Origin of the sequence: Pedobacter sp. CFBP9032 (assembly GCF_034045265.1) — a bacterium.
GTDB lineage: Bacteria > Bacteroidota > Bacteroidia > Sphingobacteriales > Sphingobacteriaceae > Pedobacter.
Window position 1 is genome coordinate 1 of sequence record NZ_JAXCWE010000020.1, and the last position, 17,610, is coordinate 17,610.

10 protein-coding genes are annotated in these 17,610 nt (G+C 40.2%); 5 read left to right on the top strand and 5 right to left on the bottom strand.

Annotated features, from left to right (window positions below):
- Positions 1 to 616: 616 nt before the first annotated feature.
- From SOM16_RS22290 to SOM16_RS22310, 5 genes are all read right to left on the bottom strand, one after another.
- A complete protein-coding gene (locus SOM16_RS22290; protein WP_320466208.1) occupies positions 617 to 1,786 on the bottom strand; it encodes an alpha-hydroxy acid oxidase in 1,170 nt (389 codons plus the stop codon).
- A 173-nt stretch (positions 1,787 to 1,959) separates the two neighbouring features.
- Positions 1,960 to 2,784, bottom strand: a complete 825-nt coding sequence (locus tag SOM16_RS22295) for an amidohydrolase family protein (protein ID WP_320466209.1) — start codon at positions 2,782 to 2,784, stop codon at positions 1,960 to 1,962.
- A gap of 13 nt (positions 2,785 to 2,797) precedes the next feature.
- Complete coding sequence (locus SOM16_RS22300) at positions 2,798 to 3,127, bottom strand: L-rhamnose mutarotase (RefSeq protein WP_320466210.1); 330 nt, start codon at positions 3,125 to 3,127, stop codon at positions 2,798 to 2,800.
- Position 3,128: 1 nt separating this feature from the next.
- Complete coding sequence (locus SOM16_RS22305) at positions 3,129 to 3,983, bottom strand: fumarylacetoacetate hydrolase family protein (RefSeq protein ID WP_320466211.1); 855 nt, start codon at positions 3,981 to 3,983, stop codon at positions 3,129 to 3,131.
- A gap of 30 nt (positions 3,984 to 4,013) precedes the next feature.
- Positions 4,014 to 4,778: an SDR family NAD(P)-dependent oxidoreductase gene (locus SOM16_RS22310; RefSeq protein WP_320466212.1), complete on the bottom strand. Its 765-nt coding sequence runs from the start codon at positions 4,776 to 4,778 to the stop codon at positions 4,014 to 4,016.
- 382 nt (positions 4,779 to 5,160) lie between these two features.
- Between SOM16_RS22310 and SOM16_RS22315 the strand changes: the two genes are divergently transcribed.
- The 5 genes from SOM16_RS22315 (at position 5,161) to SOM16_RS22335 (ending at position 17,448) form a co-directional block, all read left to right on the top strand.
- Positions 5,161 to 7,899, top strand: coding sequence for an alpha-d-galacturonidase (locus SOM16_RS22315; RefSeq protein WP_320466213.1), 2,739 nt, complete (start codon positions 5,161 to 5,163; stop codon positions 7,897 to 7,899).
- Positions 7,896 to 9,443, top strand: a complete 1,548-nt coding sequence (locus SOM16_RS22320) for an MGH1-like glycoside hydrolase domain-containing protein (RefSeq protein ID WP_320466214.1) — start codon at positions 7,896 to 7,898, stop codon at positions 9,441 to 9,443. The genes SOM16_RS22315 and SOM16_RS22320 overlap by 4 nt, the downstream gene beginning before the upstream one ends.
- A gap of 61 nt (positions 9,444 to 9,504) precedes the next feature.
- Entirely contained in the window at positions 9,505 to 11,082 is a 1,578-nt protein-coding gene (locus tag SOM16_RS22325) for a glycoside hydrolase family 28 protein (protein ID WP_320466215.1), read from the top strand.
- 10 nt (positions 11,083 to 11,092) lie between these two features.
- Positions 11,093 to 13,909, top strand: a complete 2,817-nt coding sequence (locus SOM16_RS22330) for a glycoside hydrolase family 95 protein (protein ID WP_320466216.1) — start codon at positions 11,093 to 11,095, stop codon at positions 13,907 to 13,909.
- Entirely contained in the window at positions 13,906 to 17,448 is a 3,543-nt protein-coding gene (locus SOM16_RS22335; RefSeq protein WP_320466217.1) for a malectin domain-containing carbohydrate-binding protein, read from the top strand. Before SOM16_RS22330 ends, SOM16_RS22335 begins: the two co-directional genes overlap by 4 nt.
- Positions 17,449 to 17,610: the final 162 nt, after the last annotated feature.

The following is a 17,610-nucleotide window of genomic DNA, read 5'->3' on the forward strand; positions in this document are numbered from 1 at the left end:
TAGCGCGTCCTCTCCCGATTCTTCATCGGGTGCTTGTGCTGCCGAAAAAAAGCTTTAACGAATTTATCCGACATCAGTTCCAAGCCTTGATTTTTTTGTTACTTTTTTGATCAAGCAAAAAAGTAAGAGCCCTTCGGCGGCCAGCCGAGGCAAGGCTGCGCAGCGGGAAAAAGTTCTCGGCAGTTGATAACACTAGCTGATAGATGAAAAAGGATTCTATTTTGTCCTGGCCGGACGGGCTCTCTTCTTTGGGCAACCAAAGAAGCAAAGTTGCCGGCTCGCAATTTTTTTATCCAAGTCAGTAGCTGGGCTTAGGTAGTGCCATCCCAAAAAATTGACCATGCCGGTCTAAGAGCAGAACGAAGAAACGGTGGTTTGGCCTTGTTGGGTAGTGATAGCGAGTGCCATTCTTGCTATTTATTAACCTATGCACTATTCATTTATGTTATTCCGAGGCGAACGAAGCAATCTTAATGCGAAAGGTTCCTGATCAGAAATCATTTAGGCCATACCAAGACACTGGGACGAAAATTACTCAGATAATCATTATCGAAAAAAGCAAGACTTCAATCGTCTTGCTTTTTTGTTGATGCTATTGAACCTCTCTTTTAAGGATTTATGGAATTAACAATCGCTCCGGAAACTGAGAAACCTTTTCAATAGTAAGTTGCTGCATAATTTGGTATAAATGTGTTTTGAACATATTAATAGTATGTTCTCCGCCTTGATTACCCAAGGCACCAACACCATACATAAAAGGTCGGCCCATAAAGTTAAATTCTGACCCAACAGCATGGGCTCTTGCCAAATCCACGCCCGAACGGATACCTCCGTCCATCATAATTTTTAATTTTGATTTATATAAAGGATTGTTTGCCAACTTGATCAGTGAGTTAATGGACGATTCACCCGCGTCAATTTGTCTTCCCCCATGGTTAGAAACAATCACCCCATCAGCACCAATCTGAATCGCGGCCTGCATGTCTTCATCAGTTGCAATCCCTTTGAGTACCAACGGGCCTTTCCATAAATCGCGGATAGCTGCAACTTTTTCAATATCAACCTTACCCGTAAACGTTCTGTTCATAAATTGCCCCAATTGCGACATATCCAAACCCTTTTCCATATAAGGCTTCAAAGTAGCGAAAGATGGGATTCCATGCTGCAACGTTTTTATTCCCCACAAGGGACGCGCAAATGCCTGTAATATATTATTAATTGACATTTTAGGCGGGATGGACAAGCCGCTTTTAATTTCCTTATACCTTAAACCAAATGCAGGCACATCAACCAAAACCACTAAAACCGGACATTCTACCGCTTTTAATCGATTTAAGATGTCGTCTCTTAAGCTATTTTCTGTAGGGTGATATAACTGAAACCAGGCTTTTCCTTCAGATACTTCTGCAATCCGTTCGATGCTGCTCGTAGATACGGTACTTAAGGTATAAGGTATATCTCCCTTAGCTGCAGCTTTTGCCAGAATTTCTGGTGCATTCGGCCACATTAATCCTTGTAAACCGATCGGAGAAACACCAAAAGGTGCACTATATTTGCGGCCGAATAGTTCAACAGACATATCGATTTCTCCACCAACCTTCAGATAATTAGGTTTCAGGTAAATATTGTCGAAGTCGTTTTCGTTTCTTGCTAAATTAAGTCCTTCATTACAACCCCCTTCCAGGTAATCGAAAGCAAATTTTGGGATTCGTGCCTTTGCTTTTCTTCTTAGATCACTTATAGAAGGGTATTGAGGATTGTAGGGAAATGTAATCTTTTTACTCATATTTATTTATCGTCTTGGTCAGATGTCACCTTTAAAAAGTGAAAACTAATCTTTTATATTGTATTTGCCATCCTGTTCTATCGGCTATGTGCCATTGGTATTCTTCTTGGAAAATTGTTTCCATTCGATTTCACACCTTTCAAGGAATTTAGATTGATTGATATTCCCAGCTGCTATAACGTATAAAACTGTTTTGCGTTATCCGAAAAGATGCGTTTTCGCTCGGCAACACTGAATTTTTCTGCGTATTTACGAACAAGCTGATACCAATCCTGGTACGGCCTGCTTACTAAAACCACTGGCCAGTCGCTGCCATACATCACCCGGTCTACACCAAAATGTTCAAAAACTACATCAAAGCAATTAAAAAGTTCGGTTTCTTTCCAGTTCTTCCAATCTGCTTCGGCCAATAATCCGGATACCTTGCATAGTACATTTGGGTTTTGTGCCAGCAGTTTAATATGCTGTGCCCAGGGTTTTAAGTCCTGACTTTTAACATCTGGTTTACCACAATGATCTAAAACAAACGGCTGCTCCGGAACCTGATCTACCAATTTAACCATACTTTCCAATTGGTTGTGGTAGCACAATAAATCGTAGGTATAATTAAATTTTTTCAGCTGTTTAATGCCATTAATAAATTTAGGATCGAGAATAAAGGCTGCGTTTTCTGCCTGCAGCACATGGCGCCAGCCTTTTATTTTTTTAAAGTTATTCCAATAGGCAAGTCGGTCAGCTAAATCTTGACTTTTAAGATCAACCCAGCCCACAATTCCTTTGATGATTTCATTTTGATCTGCCAGGGTAAGCAGGAATTCATTTTCCTTTTCCGATTGGTTCGCCTGAACGGCAACACAGCCAGAGATCTGAAGATCATTAAATGTACGGGTCAGGTTTTTAGGCGTAAAATCGTGGCGGATTATACTCATCTCTTCCGTAATCCAGCTATCCCGAACCGGATCAAAATTCCAAAAGTGAACGTGGCTATCTATCATCATTTATTGTTTGATGCTATAATTTAAATATTTGATCCATCAGAAGCCATTTCTCGCCTGGTTTTGCCTGAGGTAGCGCCTGCTGATATTTCCACATCAGGGTTTCCCATTCCTGCACTTTGGGATTAGCCAAATCAGCCGCAGATTTCTGCTCGAAAGAAAAGTCGTTATTCACTTCCATAATCATAAACAGACGATTGCCCAAAAGGTAGATCTCCAGATGATCAACGCCAGCAGATTGGATACTTTCTTTAATTTCCGGCCAGATGGCTAAATGATACTGCTTATATTCGCTAATCAGTTTTTCGTCATCTATTAAATCGAGTGTGAAGCAGTATCTATTCATTTTATTCTCCGCTGTAGGCTTTAACTTCTTGTTTACTCGTACCTAAGCCATCAATACCAAGCTCAACTACATCTCCTGCTTTTAAATACCAGGGCGCTGGCTTTTGTCCCAATCCCACACCAGCAGGTGTACCTGTAGAAATTACATCACCAGGTAAGAGTGTCATAAACTGACTGATGTATGAAACCATAAAAGGCACATTAAAGATAAAGTTGGCTGTGTTACCATCCTGTAATGTTTTTCCATTTACAGTTAACCATAGGCGAAGATTGTGTACATCTTCAATTTCATCTGGCGTAGCAATAAATGGGCCGATTGGTGCAAAGGTATCGCAGCTTTTGCCCTTCACCCATTGTCCGTTGCGCTCAATCTGAAATTCACGTTCACTGTAATCATTATGCAATGCATAACCAGCGATATGGTTTAGAGCATTCTCTTCAGTAACATAACTGGCTTTTTTACCGATAACGATCGCCAATTCAACTTCCCAATCCGTTTTCTTACTGTTTTTAGGGATCATCAGATCATCATTAGGACCTACAATTGCAGAGGTGGCTTTAAAGAATAAAATAGGTTCTGTAGGGATGGCAGCATTAGTTTCTGCTGCATGATCCTTGTAATTTAAACCTACGCAAACTATTTTAGATGGACGTGCTAAGGCAGGACCTAAGCGAACGCTTTTATCAACTGTTGGTAAATATGCCGATTCAATGTCTTGCTTAAGCTTTTCTAAACCATCACCACCGAAAAATTCTTCGTTATAATCGCTTACCAATGCCGAAACATCAAAATAGTTATCGTTAATTATTACACCTGGTTTTTCTGCCCCCGGCTCGCCGAATCTGATTAATTTCATTTTAACTTAATATAAATATTTTAAAATCTGTTAGTTGTTTAAAGTGGTAAAGCCACCATCAATAGGATAATCGCAACCGGTAATGAAAGATGCTTCATCACTGCATAAATATAAGGCTAAGGCGCCAACCTCTTCCGGTTTCGCCATTCTGCCGATAGGTTGTGTTTTAGATAACTTATCAAACATTTCCTCAATATTATCGGGATAGTTTTTCTGTAAAAAACCATCTACAAATGGCGTATGTACACGGGCAGGGGAAATGGAATTGCACCTGATGTTTTCGCCGATATAATCTTTCGCTACACTCATGGTCATGGCTTTCACGGCACCTTTCGCCGTGCTGTACGCAAAACGATCTGGCAGGCCAATTAAAGAGGCGATCGAGGCCATATTAATGATCACACCGCCGCCAGCCGCCCGGATTTGAGGAATTGCGGCATATAAACAGTTATAAACGCCTTTAACATTCACGTTCATCACGCGGTCGAAATCCGCTTCTTCAGTAGTGTCGGCTTTGCCAATATGTGCGATACCAGCATTGTTAACCAGGATATGAATTGCTCCAATCTGATTGAAAATTTCTTTCACATTTTGATGATCAGCAACATCGCAGGCGTAACTAAAAGCTTTGCCGCCATTGCTGTTGATTTCTGTAAGGGTAGATTCAGCTTGCTCAATGCCAAGTTCTAAAATATGAACTTCAGCACCTTGCCTGGCCAGAATAGTCGCAATTGCTTTGCCAATGCCACTTCCTCCGCCAGTTACTACTGCTCTTTTGTTCGTTAATGAAAACATGTTTATGGTTTAAAATGGTGATTGATTCAATAATGGAAAGATATAAATTAAAAATAAAGGCGATGTTAATATAATGTTCATTTTTCTCCTTTTTAATAAATGGAAATATAGCATTCGCCACCTTTAAATAATATTGATTAGAATATGGATACAAATAAAATAAATAATGTTGATTAAACATTTTATCTTCTTATCTAAATATTCACTAATCTTAACATCCTTTAATTTTGACTATTCAAGCGGGTTTACCTTGCGGAAATTTTACATAACCCCAAAGCTATAATACTTATATTTGAATAATATTTTTATATTTAAATAAATATTTTAACCAAATAGCCACGCTAAACCTTGCCAAAGGCTTAGCGTGCAAGAGCCAGTTTAAATGAGAAAATTTATATTTCCGTTTTTTTGTACCTTATTGTTTTTGATCGGTTTCAACTTTCCAGCTACTGCGCAAAAACAAAAAAGCATCATCATTTCAGCAAGTAGTACAGATAGGGTAAAGTTTGGTGCTGAACGACTTTCTCAAGCCTTAAAACAAAACGGCTATGTTACGAAGATTCAAAATCAGCGAAAGTTAGCAGCTGGGAAGAACGCCATTATTATAGGAGTAGCAAGCGACGACGCTTTTAAAAACTTGCCAAAATCATCAAAAGATAAAGCCTTGGCTGCAGGGAAGGAGGGTTTTTCCATCACCGAAGGTAAAGACGGCTTACTTTATATTTTAGGAGCAGATGCATCGGGCACCTTATACGGCTGCCTGGAATTGATTGATCAGATTAATGCCCAGCAAAAACTTCCTGCTCAAATTGAACTTACTGATCGACCGGAAATGGTGTTGCGTGGAACCTGTATCGGATTGCAAAAGCCTGATTACCTGCCTGGTCATGACGTTTACGAGTATCCCTACACCCCGGAAACTTTCCCCTGGCTCTATGACAAAGACTTATGGATTAAGTATTTAGATATGATGGTTGAAAACCGTTACAATTCTTTATACCTATGGAATGGTCATCCATTTTCTTCGTTAATTCGCCTGAAAGATTATCCTTATGCGGTAGAAGTGGATGAAGCTACCTTAAAAAAGAATGAAGAAATCTTTCAGTTTCTTACGCACGAAGCAGATAAACGCGGCATCTGGGTGATTCAGATGTTTTATAACATCATCATTCCGAAGCCTTTTGCAGATAAACATGGTTTAAAAACGCAAGACCGGAATCGCCCGATTGTTCCATTAATTGCAGATTATACCCGAAAATCTATCGCTGCTTTTGTAGAAAAATATCCAAATGTAGGTTTAATGGTAGCACTTGGCGAAGCAATGGAAGGCGTAGGTCAGGATGATATTGATTGGTTTACCAAAACCATTATTCCCGGTGTAAAGGATGGATTAAAAGCCGCAAATATTCAGGGTGAACCACCAATTGTATTGCGCGCGCATGATACTGACGCACCCGCCGTAATGAAAGCAGCATTACCCTTATACAAAAATCTTTATACTGAAAATAAGTTTAATGGGGAGGCGCTAACTACCTATGGGCCACGAGGTGCCTGGGCAGAATTGAATAGAAAACTCGCTGCCATTGGAACAGTTAATATTTCTAATGTGCACATTTTAGCCAATCTGGAGCCCTTTAGATATGGGTCTGCGGATTTTATCCAAAAATCGGTTTTGGCCATGAACAAAATTTACAATGCCAAAGGCTTACACCTATATCCACAACACAGTTACTGGGATTGGCCATATGCTGCTGATGAGGTAAAGGGGAGGATTCTGGAAGTTGATCGTGACTGGATCTGGTATAAAGAATGGGCAAGATATGCCTGGAAATCAGATCGGGATCGTTCGCAGGAAGTAAATTATTGGGGATCAGAATTGGCGAAAAAATATGGTTCAAACCTGGCTGGAGGTAAAGCGATTTTAAATGCCTACGAAGAGTCAGGAGAGATTTCGCCAAAGTTATTGCGGAGGTATGGCATTACCGATGGAAATAGACAAACCCTAACCTTAGGTATGTTGATGACGCAATTAATCAATCCTTTTAGATATGGTTTGTTCACACTGATGTATGAATCTGAAGCGCCAGAAGGGGAGATGATTATTGAATACGCCGAAAAAGAATGGAAAAAGCAAGGTCACATCGGCGAAACCCCTATGCAGGTTGCAAAAGAAGTGGTGGAGCATGGAAAAAAGGCCTTGGTTTCGATCAATGAAGCCGCACCTTCAATTACTCAGGATACCGCTGAATTTGCGCGTTTAAAAAACGATATGTACTGCTACGATGAGATGGCTAATTTCTACGCAGAAAAGGTTAAATCTGCCCTTTGGGTATTGAGGTATAAGTATTCAAACAACGTTTCTGATCTGGAAAAAGCGCTTCCGTTTTTAGAGAAAAGTGTAGCCCATTACGCGGCGCTGGTTAAGCTTACTGATCAGCAATACTTGTATGCCAATAGCATGCAGACCAAGCAACGAAAGATCCCCATGCGAGGGGTAGATAAAACATTCATCCATTGGAAGGAAATGTTGCCTGTTTTTACCAAAGAATTAAATCATTTCAAAAAAAGTATCGATTCTTTAAAGGCAGCGAAGGGTGATGCAGTGGTTAAAATTATTCCTTATAAAGGCGCTGAAGTAAATGTGCTGAACGAAACCGGAGGTTACATAGTTAATAAAAATGCGGCTGTATTTACCGATACCTCGGTGGTAATTAAAGAAGTTGCAGAACAGTTAGTCGGTTTGAAAGGAATCAAACTAACGAAAAGTAATCAGGTAAAATCAGGAACGGAAATCAGGTTTAATACAAAATCACCAGTAAAACTTCTGGTAGCCTTTTTCAATCAGAAAGATCCAAAGTTTTTGGCACCGCCACAATTAGAAACTGATGCCAGTGCAAATAATTATGGTCAGTCGGAAATTAAAATCTCAAACGCAATTGTGTTAAATGGCTATGCTCCGGCTAATGTTCATGCTTACGCTTTTCCTGCCGGAACACATACCTTGAATTTAGGGAAAGGCGAATGTTTAGTTTTAGGCTTTATTGATGATAAGCAGGAGTTGAGAATATTTAATGCCGGGTTAGACGGCAGAGGAAAAGATATAGATTGGTTATTCGAATGATGAAAAAAAGAAATTTAATTGCCGCAATTGGCTTGTCTGTTATAACCGTAACTGGCTTTGCCCAGCAAAAGCGGAATACGGACAAATTGAAAAAGTATGTCGAATATTTTAATTCAATAGATAGTGAAGCCGTTAAAAACTACATCCCAAATGCAATGGCTTTTGATTTTCTGGCCGAGCAGGCACCGTTATTTGAATGCCCGGATTCGGTGTTGGAACAGAATTATTACTATCGCTTATGGACTTTCAGGAAACACCTGGTGAAAAGCCCGGAGGGATTTATTTTTACTGAATTTATTGAACCTGTTAAACATGCCGGAAAATACAATTCCATCAGCTGTGCTTTGGGGCATCATATTTATGAAGGCAGATGGTTTAAGGATAATAATTACCTGAAGGATTATATCAAATTTTGGCTTTACAAAGCTGATGTAGGTCAGAGCAAACAACGCTTTCACCAGTTTAGCAGCTGGATTGATGATGCTGTTTATCAGAATTTTCTGGTTAAACCAGATCAGGCTTTTCTAAAGGAAATTCTTCCGGCACTGGATGCAGATTTTACGAAATGGGAAACAGAGCGACAAAGAAAAGATGGATTGTTCTGGCAATATGATGTAAAAGATGGTATGGAAGAATCAATCAGTGGCTCAAGGAAAGACCAGAACCAGCGTCCAACCATTAACAGTTACATGTATGGGAATGCGATGGCACTGAATAAAATTGCTGTTTTACTTGGCGATCAAAACCTTGCTGCTAAATATCAGAATAAAGCAACGGGATTAAAGAAGCTGGTTCAGGATAGTTTATGGAATGCAAAATCGATGTTTTTCGAAACAAGAAAGGCGAAGGGTGGCTTGGCAAATGTTAGGGAGGCCATTGGGTTTACGCCCTGGGATTTCAACTTGCCGGATGACAATGCCACTTACGCGAAAGCATGGGATCAGATATTAGATACGCAAGGCTTTAAAGCACCTTGGGGTTTAACTACGGCAGAGCGAAGAGATTCCACTTTTAGAACCCGTGGTTCTGGCCACAGCTGTGAATGGGATGGGGCACTTTGGCCTTTCGCCAGTTCTCAAACCTTAAAAGGACTCTCAAATTTCTTAACGAATTATAAAAAGCATGGTAAAATGAATGCCAATGTTTTTTACCAGGAATTGCATCAGTACGCAGCATCGCATATAAAAAATGGAAAGCCTTATATCGGTGAGTACCAGGATGAGAAAACAGGTGAATGGTTAAAGGGTGATAATCCAAGAAGTAGTTTTTACAACCACTCCACTTTCTGCGATTTGATTATTAATGATCTGATCGGAATTAAACCCCGTGAGGATAATGTATTAGCTGTTTATCCATTAATTCCTAAGAACGAGTGGGACTGGTTTAAACTGGATAATGTAACCTACCATGATCAATTGGTTACGCTAATCTGGGATAAAACAGGTGGAAAATATAACCTTGGGAAGGGTTTTCTGGTATACGTGAATGGTAAGCAAATTTATCAGTCAAAAAATTTAAAACCTATTGAGGTTTTGATGAAATAAGGATATTAACTTACGGTGCGGTGCATCACCGAACAGGTAGGCATATAACAAAAGACAACGAATGAAAAATTTGATTAAAGCCATAATTTTTGGATGTGTATTTCTCTTTTGCTTCAGCGCGAATGCACAACAATATTATAATGTGTTGCAATATGGTGCTAAAAACGATAGCAGTAAACTGGCTACGCAAGCGATCAAAAAAGCCATTGATGCGGCGGTTAAAAAAGGTGGTGGCACCATTTATTTTCCTGCGGGAAAATACCTTACCGGAGCCATTCATTTAAAAAGTAACATTACTATTTTTATTGATGCCGGGGCGGAACTTCATTTCAGTGATCACTTCGACGATTATCTCCCAATGGTTAAAAGCCGGTACGAAGGGGTAGATGTAACCTCATTTTCACCACTTTTTTATGCCTATAAAGCAGAGAATATTTCAATTATCGGACGGGGAATAATTGATGGGCATGGCAAAAAATGGTGGGATTTTGTAGAAGGATACAAAGAAGGGCAACCGCGTTCTAAATGGCAAAATACGTTTGATGAACTCAATAAAGAGATCACACTGCCTGATGATCCCAGACAAATGAAGCGTGGTTTCCTACGTCCACCATTTATCCAGACGATGTTTTGTAAAAATGTTTTAATCGATGGGATCACCATTCGTAATTCTCCATTTTGGACTGTCAATCCCGAATTCTGCGAGAATGTTAAAATTCATGCGGTGACCATTAATAACCCTCATTCACCAAATACAGACGGAATTAACCCTGAATCGTGTAAAAATGTACACATTTCAGATTGCCATATTAGCGTTGGCGACGATTGCATCACGATTAAATCTGGTAAAGACGAACCTGGAAGGAAAATGGCTGTTCCGGCAGAAAATTATGTGATCACCAATTGTACCATGTTATCTGGTCATGGCGGTGTCGTGATCGGCAGCGAAATGTCTGGCGATGTGCGTAAAATCGCCATCTCTAACTGTGTGTTTGATGGTACGGATCGTGGCATTCGCATTAAAACAGCCAGGGGAAGAGGAGGCGTAGTGGAAGAGATCCGCGTGAGCAACATCATTATGAAAAATATTAAACAACAGGCTATTGTTTTGGATATGCAGTACGCAAAAACAAATATTGAGCCTGTTTCAGCACGAACGCCTAGATTTAAAAATATCCATTTCAGCAACATTACCGGCCAGGTAAATGAGGCAGCTTACCTGAACGGACTGGAAGAAATGCCTATTGAAAACATTACTTTTAACGATATTAATATGGATGCTAAAACAGGTTTTAAGATTAGCGCTGCTGATAAAATTGAGTTTCATAACGTACAGGTTAATACAGAGATCGGGCCTTCGCTGATGGCTTCAAAAGTAAACAACCTGGTTATTAATGGTTTAAAAACCTATCAGCCACATGCAAATGCAGCTGTGGTGGATTTAAGAAATGTAGCAGATGTGTTTTTGTACAATGCCTTTCCAACCAAAGATACTACCACTTATCTAAAGCTGAGTGGTGCAACTACAAAAAACGTTACTTTAGGGAATAACAACTTCAAAAATATAAAGGCAGCGGTTAAAAAAGAGCAAGACGTTTCCGAAATGATTACTGTAATCTCTGGTGATAAAGGCCAGTAAATTTTATCATATGATGTGGCCAAAAAGAAATTCGACACTGTTTTTTATTTTAATTCTGTGTACTTCTATTTCGCTTTCTGCACAGGAAGGAAATCAAACACTTTGGTATACTAAACCTGCAGAAAAGTGGACGGATGCCTTGCCAATTGGTAATGGTCGTCTGGGGGCCATGATTTTTGCTGGCGTAGAAAACGATCACATCCAGTTTAATGAAGAAACTTTATGGACGGGAAAACCTAGGAATTATAACCGGAAGGGGGCGTCGAAATATCTGCCAGCTATTAGAAAGTTACTTTTTGAAGGTAAACAGAAAGAAGCTGAAGCACTGGCGCAAGCGCAGTTTATGGGCGTCCAAAGCGAAGCAGGAGATCGTGCTGCATGGGTTAAAGAAATTCAATCGGGGAAAGGGATCTCCGGCAACCCAGCTTTAACCAATTACGATGATAAACTTTGGAAAATCATAAAAGTTCCATCTTATGAAGGTTGGGAAAGGGTTGGATTAGATAACCTCGATGGTGCGGTATGGTTTAGAACCACTATTGATGTTCCTAAAGAATGGTTGGGCAAAGATTTAATATTAGACCTGAACAAAATTTTCGATCAGGATTTTACTTATGTTAACGGCATTTTAGTTGGGCAAACCGCAGGTGCAGAAGCTAGAAAATATACCATTCCTGCAAAACTACTTCAGGCTGGTAAAAATACAATCGCTGTTCAGGTACTTAATTATTATGATCGTGGCGGTATTGGCGGCTATAAAGATACAACCAAAAAAATAGGCGTTTATCCAGTAGGATCCGATGTTGAAAATGGCATTTCACTCGTTAAAGAATGGAAATATAAAATTCAAAATGATACGCCTCCCGAAGTGCCACAATACCAGGCAAGTTACCAGCCATTTGGCGATCTAAACCTAAAATTTGATTATGGAAAATCAAAGGTATTAAACTATAAGAGATTACTGGATTTAAAAACAGCCATTGCTAAAACTTCTTATACCCTAAATGGTACCGACTTTCAGAGAACCTACTTCGCCAGTCAGCCTCATCAGGCATTGGTGATTCATTTGACTGCTAATAAGAAAGCATCGATAAATTTTATCGCTTCACTTTCCAGTATTCACCAAAAAAAATCAATTAAAGTAATTGATAAGCATACGATCAGGCTCACTGTACAAGTAAAAGATGGTGTTTTACGGGGCGAAAGCGAGTTAACTGCTGTGTTAAAGAATGGAACGATCAACATCGTAAACAATCAGATTAGCATTCAAAAAGCAGATGAAGTCACTTTATATCTTACCGCCGGAACCAATTTTATAAATGCAAATGATGTATCTGGTGATCCGACTATTGCGATAACGAAAGCTTTGAATGTGATAAAGGGAAACACATATGCCAATATTGAGCAACAACACATTCAGGAATATCAGCAATATTATAACACCTTTAAAGTAGATTTTGGTCGCTCAAAAAATGAACTGCTGCCAACAGATGAACGCCTGCAGCAGTTCGCTACGGCCAATGATCCAGGCTTCGCAGCACTTTATATGCAGTATGGTCGGTATTTATTAATTTCCAGTTCCCGCCCGGGTACCCAGCCCGCTAATTTACAGGGAATCTGGAACGATTTACTTGCGCCACCCTGGGGCAGTAAATACACCACAAACATTAACATGGAAATGAATTACTGGCCCGCAGAAATATTAAATCTGTCGGCTTTAAATGATCCATTATTTCAAAAAATAAAAGGCCTTGCGAAAGCTGGTGCAGTTACTGCCAAAGAATATTACGATGCCAACGGCTGGGTTTTACACCATAATACTGATCTATGGAATGGTACCTCGCCAATCAACGCATCCAATCATGGGATTTGGGTTACGGGCGGAGGCTGGTTAAGTGAGCATTTATGGGCGCATTATCTGTTTACACAAGATCAAAAATTTTTAGAAAACGAAGCTTACCCATTGATGAAACAAGCCGCCCTTTTCTTTGAAGATTTTCTGGTGAAAGATCCAAAAACCGGCTGGTTAATTAGTACGCCGTCTAACTCGCCGGAAAATGGGGGCATGGTAGCCGGGCCAACAATGGATCATCAAATTATCCGGTCGCTTTTTAAAAATTGTTTAGCAGCAGCAAACGTTTTAAATGTAGATGAATCTTTTAGAAACTCCCTTCAGAAGAAAATCCTGCAGATTGCACCAAATCAAATTGGCCAATATGGCCAGTTGCAAGAGTGGCTGGAGGATAAAGATGATACCACCAATAAACACCGTCATGTGTCGCATTTATGGGGCGTTTATCCGGGAAGTGATATTACCTGGGATCAGGATTTGAAAATGATGAATGCCGCGAAGCAATCACTTCTGTACCGGGGCGACGATGCAACCGGGTGGAGTCTTGCCTGGAAAATTAACTTTTGGGCCAGGTTTAAAGATGGCGACCATGCCATGAGGCTGATTAAAATGCTAATGAAACCTGCTGGCAGTGGTTCAGGCTCTTATGTAAATTTATTTGATGCCCATCCACCGTTTCAAATCGATGGGAATTTTGGAGGAGCAGCAGGTATTGCTGAAATGATCATTCAAAGTCACCAGGGATATATTGATATTTTGCCGGCGCTCCCCAGTGCCATTTCGAACGGAGAAGTTAAAGGCTTAAAGGCCAGAGGTGGTTTTGAGGTAGATTTAAGTTGGATGGATGGAAAACTAACTGCGCTTGAAATTAAATCGAAAGTCGGAGGCAAGTGCAAGGTTAAATATCTGAATAAAGAAATTGATATAGATACAAAAGCTGGAGAAGGTTATAAATTGAATGGAGATTTGAAATGAATAGATTAATTCAACTTGCGAAATTTCGATGGGTAGCGGGCGAAAGAATTTCGTCAGTTTTTTTAGGCCCCATTTTCATTTTGCTTTTTTTTGCGGAGAATTCTTCAGCGCAAATCCGTAAAGATATTTCTCTGAACGCCAATTGGGAAACTATCGCCGATGAGACAAATATAAAGGCACATGATGGCTTTGAGGCTGAAAAATACACGACCAATAATTGGAAAAAGGTTACCGTTCCGCATAACTGGGATCAATATGAAGGCTATCAGCGAAAGCTGCATGGCAATAAGCATGGTTATGCCTGGTACAGAAAAAGTTTCAAAACGAATGATGTAACATCTGGAAAGCGGTTTTTCCTGTATTTCGAAGGGGTAGGTTCTTATGCTACCATTTGGCTGAACGGTAAACAAGTTGGTTATCATCCTGGGGGAAGAACGACTTTTACGCTGGATGTTACTGATGTAATTAAACTCCAAAACCAGGATAATTTACTCGCTGTAAGGGCAGACCATCCGGCAAATATCCAGGATTTACCTTGGGTAGATGGTGGTTGTTCAACCGAACGTGGCTTTTCTGAAGGTTCGCAACCGATGGGGATTTTCAGACCTGTTCATCTCCTTGTAACTAACGAAACCAGGATAGAGCCTTTCGGCATTCACATCTGGAATGACAATAAGATTTCAGAAAAATCAGCTGTTTTAAACTTTACTACCACAGTCAAAAATTATACTGCGAAAAGTAAATCAATTACGATTAATAATCAACTGCTTGATGCTGATGGGAAGGTCGTAAAAATGCTGCAACAGAACATCAATCTTCCTGCAGGAAAAACGATTGATCTTAATCAGAAAACGGATGAGTTATTGAATCCTAAATTATGGTCGCTGGAAGATCCATATTTATACCGGCTCAAAACATCGATTCTGGAAAACGGAAAAGTAATTGATGAGTTAAATACACCTTATGGCATCCGTTGGATCAGCTGGCCAATCGGCGAAGAGGCGAATCAAAAGGTATTTTTATTAAATGGAAAACCCGTTTTCATTAATGGTATTGCAGAGTATGAACACCTGATTGGTTACAGCCATGCCTTTACCAATGAACAAATTTCTTCACGCGTAAGGCAGATTAAAGCAGCAGGTTTTAATGCCTTTCGCGATGCACATCAACCCCATAATTTATTATATTCTGATTATTGGGATCGGGAGGGGGTTTTATGTTGGACACAGATGGCCGCCCATATCTGGTATGATACACCTGCATTTCGCGAGAATTTCAAAAAGCTTTTAATCGATTGGGTAAAGGAACGGAGGAATAGTCCGGCGGTTGTTTTGTGGGGTTTAGAAAATGAGAGTACCCTGCCTGAAGATTTCGCAAAAGAATGCACTGAGCTGATTCGAAAACTAGATCCAACGGCATCCTCGCAACGTAAGGTAACGACGTGCAATGGTGGAAAAGGAACAGATTGGGATGTACCGCAAAACTGGACGGGTACTTACGGCGGCGATCCCTTAACCTATGGCGCAGATTTACAAAGACAGGTTTTGGTAGGCGAGTACGGTGCCTGGCGAACCATAGATCTACATCAGCAAGACGCAAATGGCAAAGGTTATACCGAAAACAAAATGACCGATTTAATGGAAACCAAAGTGCGCCTGGCAGAAACTGTGAAAGACAAAACGGCTGGCCATTTCTTTTGGTTATACAGTTCGCATGATAATCCAGGTAGGGTGCAGGGTGGGGAAGGTTTACGGGATCTGGATCGAATTGGTCCGGTGAACTATAAAGGCATGTTCACCCCTTGGGAAGAACCAACTGATGTTTTTTATATGTTTAGGGCTAATTATGCACCAAAGGAAACAGCACCAATGGCTTATATTGTTTCCCATACCTGGCCAAATCGTTGGAGTAAACCGGGTGTGAAAGATAGCATCGTGGTGTATTCAAACTGTGATGAAGTGGAACTTTTTAATGATATCGATGGAGAATCTTTAGGAAAACAAAAGCGTGGAGCTATTGGTACGCATTTTCAGTGGAATAAACCTAACATTAAATACAATGTGCTCTATGCGGTGGGTTATGTAAATGGAAAGGCAGTTGCGAAGGATCAGATTGTATTAAATAGTTTGCCAAAGTCACCAAACTTCAAAAAATTAATTAAAGATGCTGCAGTACTAAAACCTGATAAAAATTATGATTATCTCTATCGTTTAAACTGTGGCGGTCCGGATTATGTGGATCATTTGGGAAATAAATGGCTCGCTGATCAACAATTAACTACCGATCTTAATCACTACGGCTCAACCTCATGGACGGCCGCATTTACAGGTGTTCCAGCTTTTTTCGCCAGCCAGCGAAGAACATTTTCACCAATTGAGGGGACGCAGGATTGGAAACTTTTTCAGTCATTCAGATATGGAAGAGATCAGCTAAAATTTAGTTTTCCTGTTCCTGTAGATGGAGAATACCTGGTAGAACTGTATTTTATTGAGCCATGGTTGGGCGTTGGTGGCGGAATGGATGCCGAAAAGATGCGGTTGTTTGATGTTGCCATTAATGATCAAACTGTTTTAAGAGATGTAGACATCTGGCAATCTGTAGGTACAAACAGCGTATTGAAGAAAACAGTAAAGGTGAAAGTAAAGGCTGGCCAGCTGGTGGTTTCCTTCCCGCAGATTAAGGTTGGACAAGCAGTGATTTCAGCAATTGCAATTGCTTCTTTAAATAAAGGTATAAAGACAGGTGCGCAAAGTAATTCGATTTTTAAGCTTGCAGATGAAGTTCAGTTCCAGGGCAAAAGCTGGTTGGACATCGGCGAACAGCAGTTTTCAAATCAGGAGAAAGAATTAACACAACTTCCACCAAACCTGTACGGCGCAGAATGGATCCAAAAAACAGCTGATAAAAGTAACCAGGAATTGAAATTCAAGGTAAATGCAATTGCTGATGTATTTGTCGCTTTGGATCAGCAGGCTAAAGTACCTGATGGATATGAAGACACCAAAACAAAAATTGAGAACAGCGTACGTGAAAAGTTTAATGTTTACCGTAAAAGATTTTTGAAAGGTGATAATGTAGTGCTGACAGCCGATTTTACAATAGTTGGCGTAATCCCGCCAAGCAATTTGGAGCCAGCTTACGATTTGAAAACAGTGGCCACTTACAAGGCTACCGATGCTCTGCTTAGCGGTCAAAGTATTGTTAAGGCAGATTTAATGGGGAAACCAAGAGTAACCTTCACGGAAGCGAAGGGCGGAATACTGGAATGGAATATAGGCGTTGGCGTAGCAGATACCTATTCGCTAACCATTAAATACCACAATCCCTTTAAGCAGGTTTTAAAAGCAACAATGGAATTTTTATCAGCTGATGGTACATTAATGAAAGCAGAGCAATTGGAGTTCGCGCCGACTAAAGAAGGAAAATGGAATTATTTTAATACCAACTCTGGTAGTATGATTAATGCCGGAAATTATAAAGTCCGTCTGATTGCAACGGATGCTAAGCAGTTGACCATTGATGGTTTGGATGTGCAGTAGGGTAGCGGGTTAGTATTGTGTAGGGTGGTTTAGGGGGTTAGCATGGGTTAGTTTGGGTTGGTATGGTTTAGCGGGTTAGAATTAAAAAGGTTAAAAGTTGAAGGTTAGGGGTTAGGTAGATAAGAATTCCGTAAATATTTTTAAGCGCCCAGACCTTTAACT

Bases quoted from the DNA above. Each gene is read 5' to 3' on its own strand.
- SOM16_RS22330 (WP_320466216.1), top strand. From the start codon at position 11,093: ATGATGTGGCCAAAAAGAAATTCGACACTGTTTTTTATTTTAATTCTG.
- SOM16_RS22310 (WP_320466212.1), bottom strand. From the start codon at position 4,778: ATGTTTTCATTAACGAACAAAAGAGCAGTAGTAACTGGCGGAGGAAGT.
- SOM16_RS22300 (WP_320466210.1), bottom strand. From the start codon at position 3,127: ATGAATAGATACTGCTTCACACTCGATTTAATAGATGACGAAAAACTG.
- SOM16_RS22325 (WP_320466215.1), top strand. From the start codon at position 9,505: ATGAAAAATTTGATTAAAGCCATAATTTTTGGATGTGTATTTCTCTTT.
- SOM16_RS22335 (WP_320466217.1), top strand. From the start codon at position 13,906: ATGAATAGATTAATTCAACTTGCGAAATTTCGATGGGTAGCGGGCGAA.
- SOM16_RS22295 (WP_320466209.1), bottom strand. From the start codon at position 2,784: ATGATGATAGATAGCCACGTTCACTTTTGGAATTTTGATCCGGTTCGG.
- SOM16_RS22290 (WP_320466208.1), bottom strand. From the start codon at position 1,786: ATGAGTAAAAAGATTACATTTCCCTACAATCCTCAATACCCTTCTATA.
- SOM16_RS22320 (WP_320466214.1), top strand. From the start codon at position 7,896: ATGATGAAAAAAAGAAATTTAATTGCCGCAATTGGCTTGTCTGTTATA.
- SOM16_RS22315 (WP_320466213.1), top strand. From the start codon at position 5,161: ATGAGAAAATTTATATTTCCGTTTTTTTGTACCTTATTGTTTTTGATC.
- SOM16_RS22305 (WP_320466211.1), bottom strand. From the start codon at position 3,983: ATGAAATTAATCAGATTCGGCGAGCCGGGGGCAGAAAAACCAGGTGTA.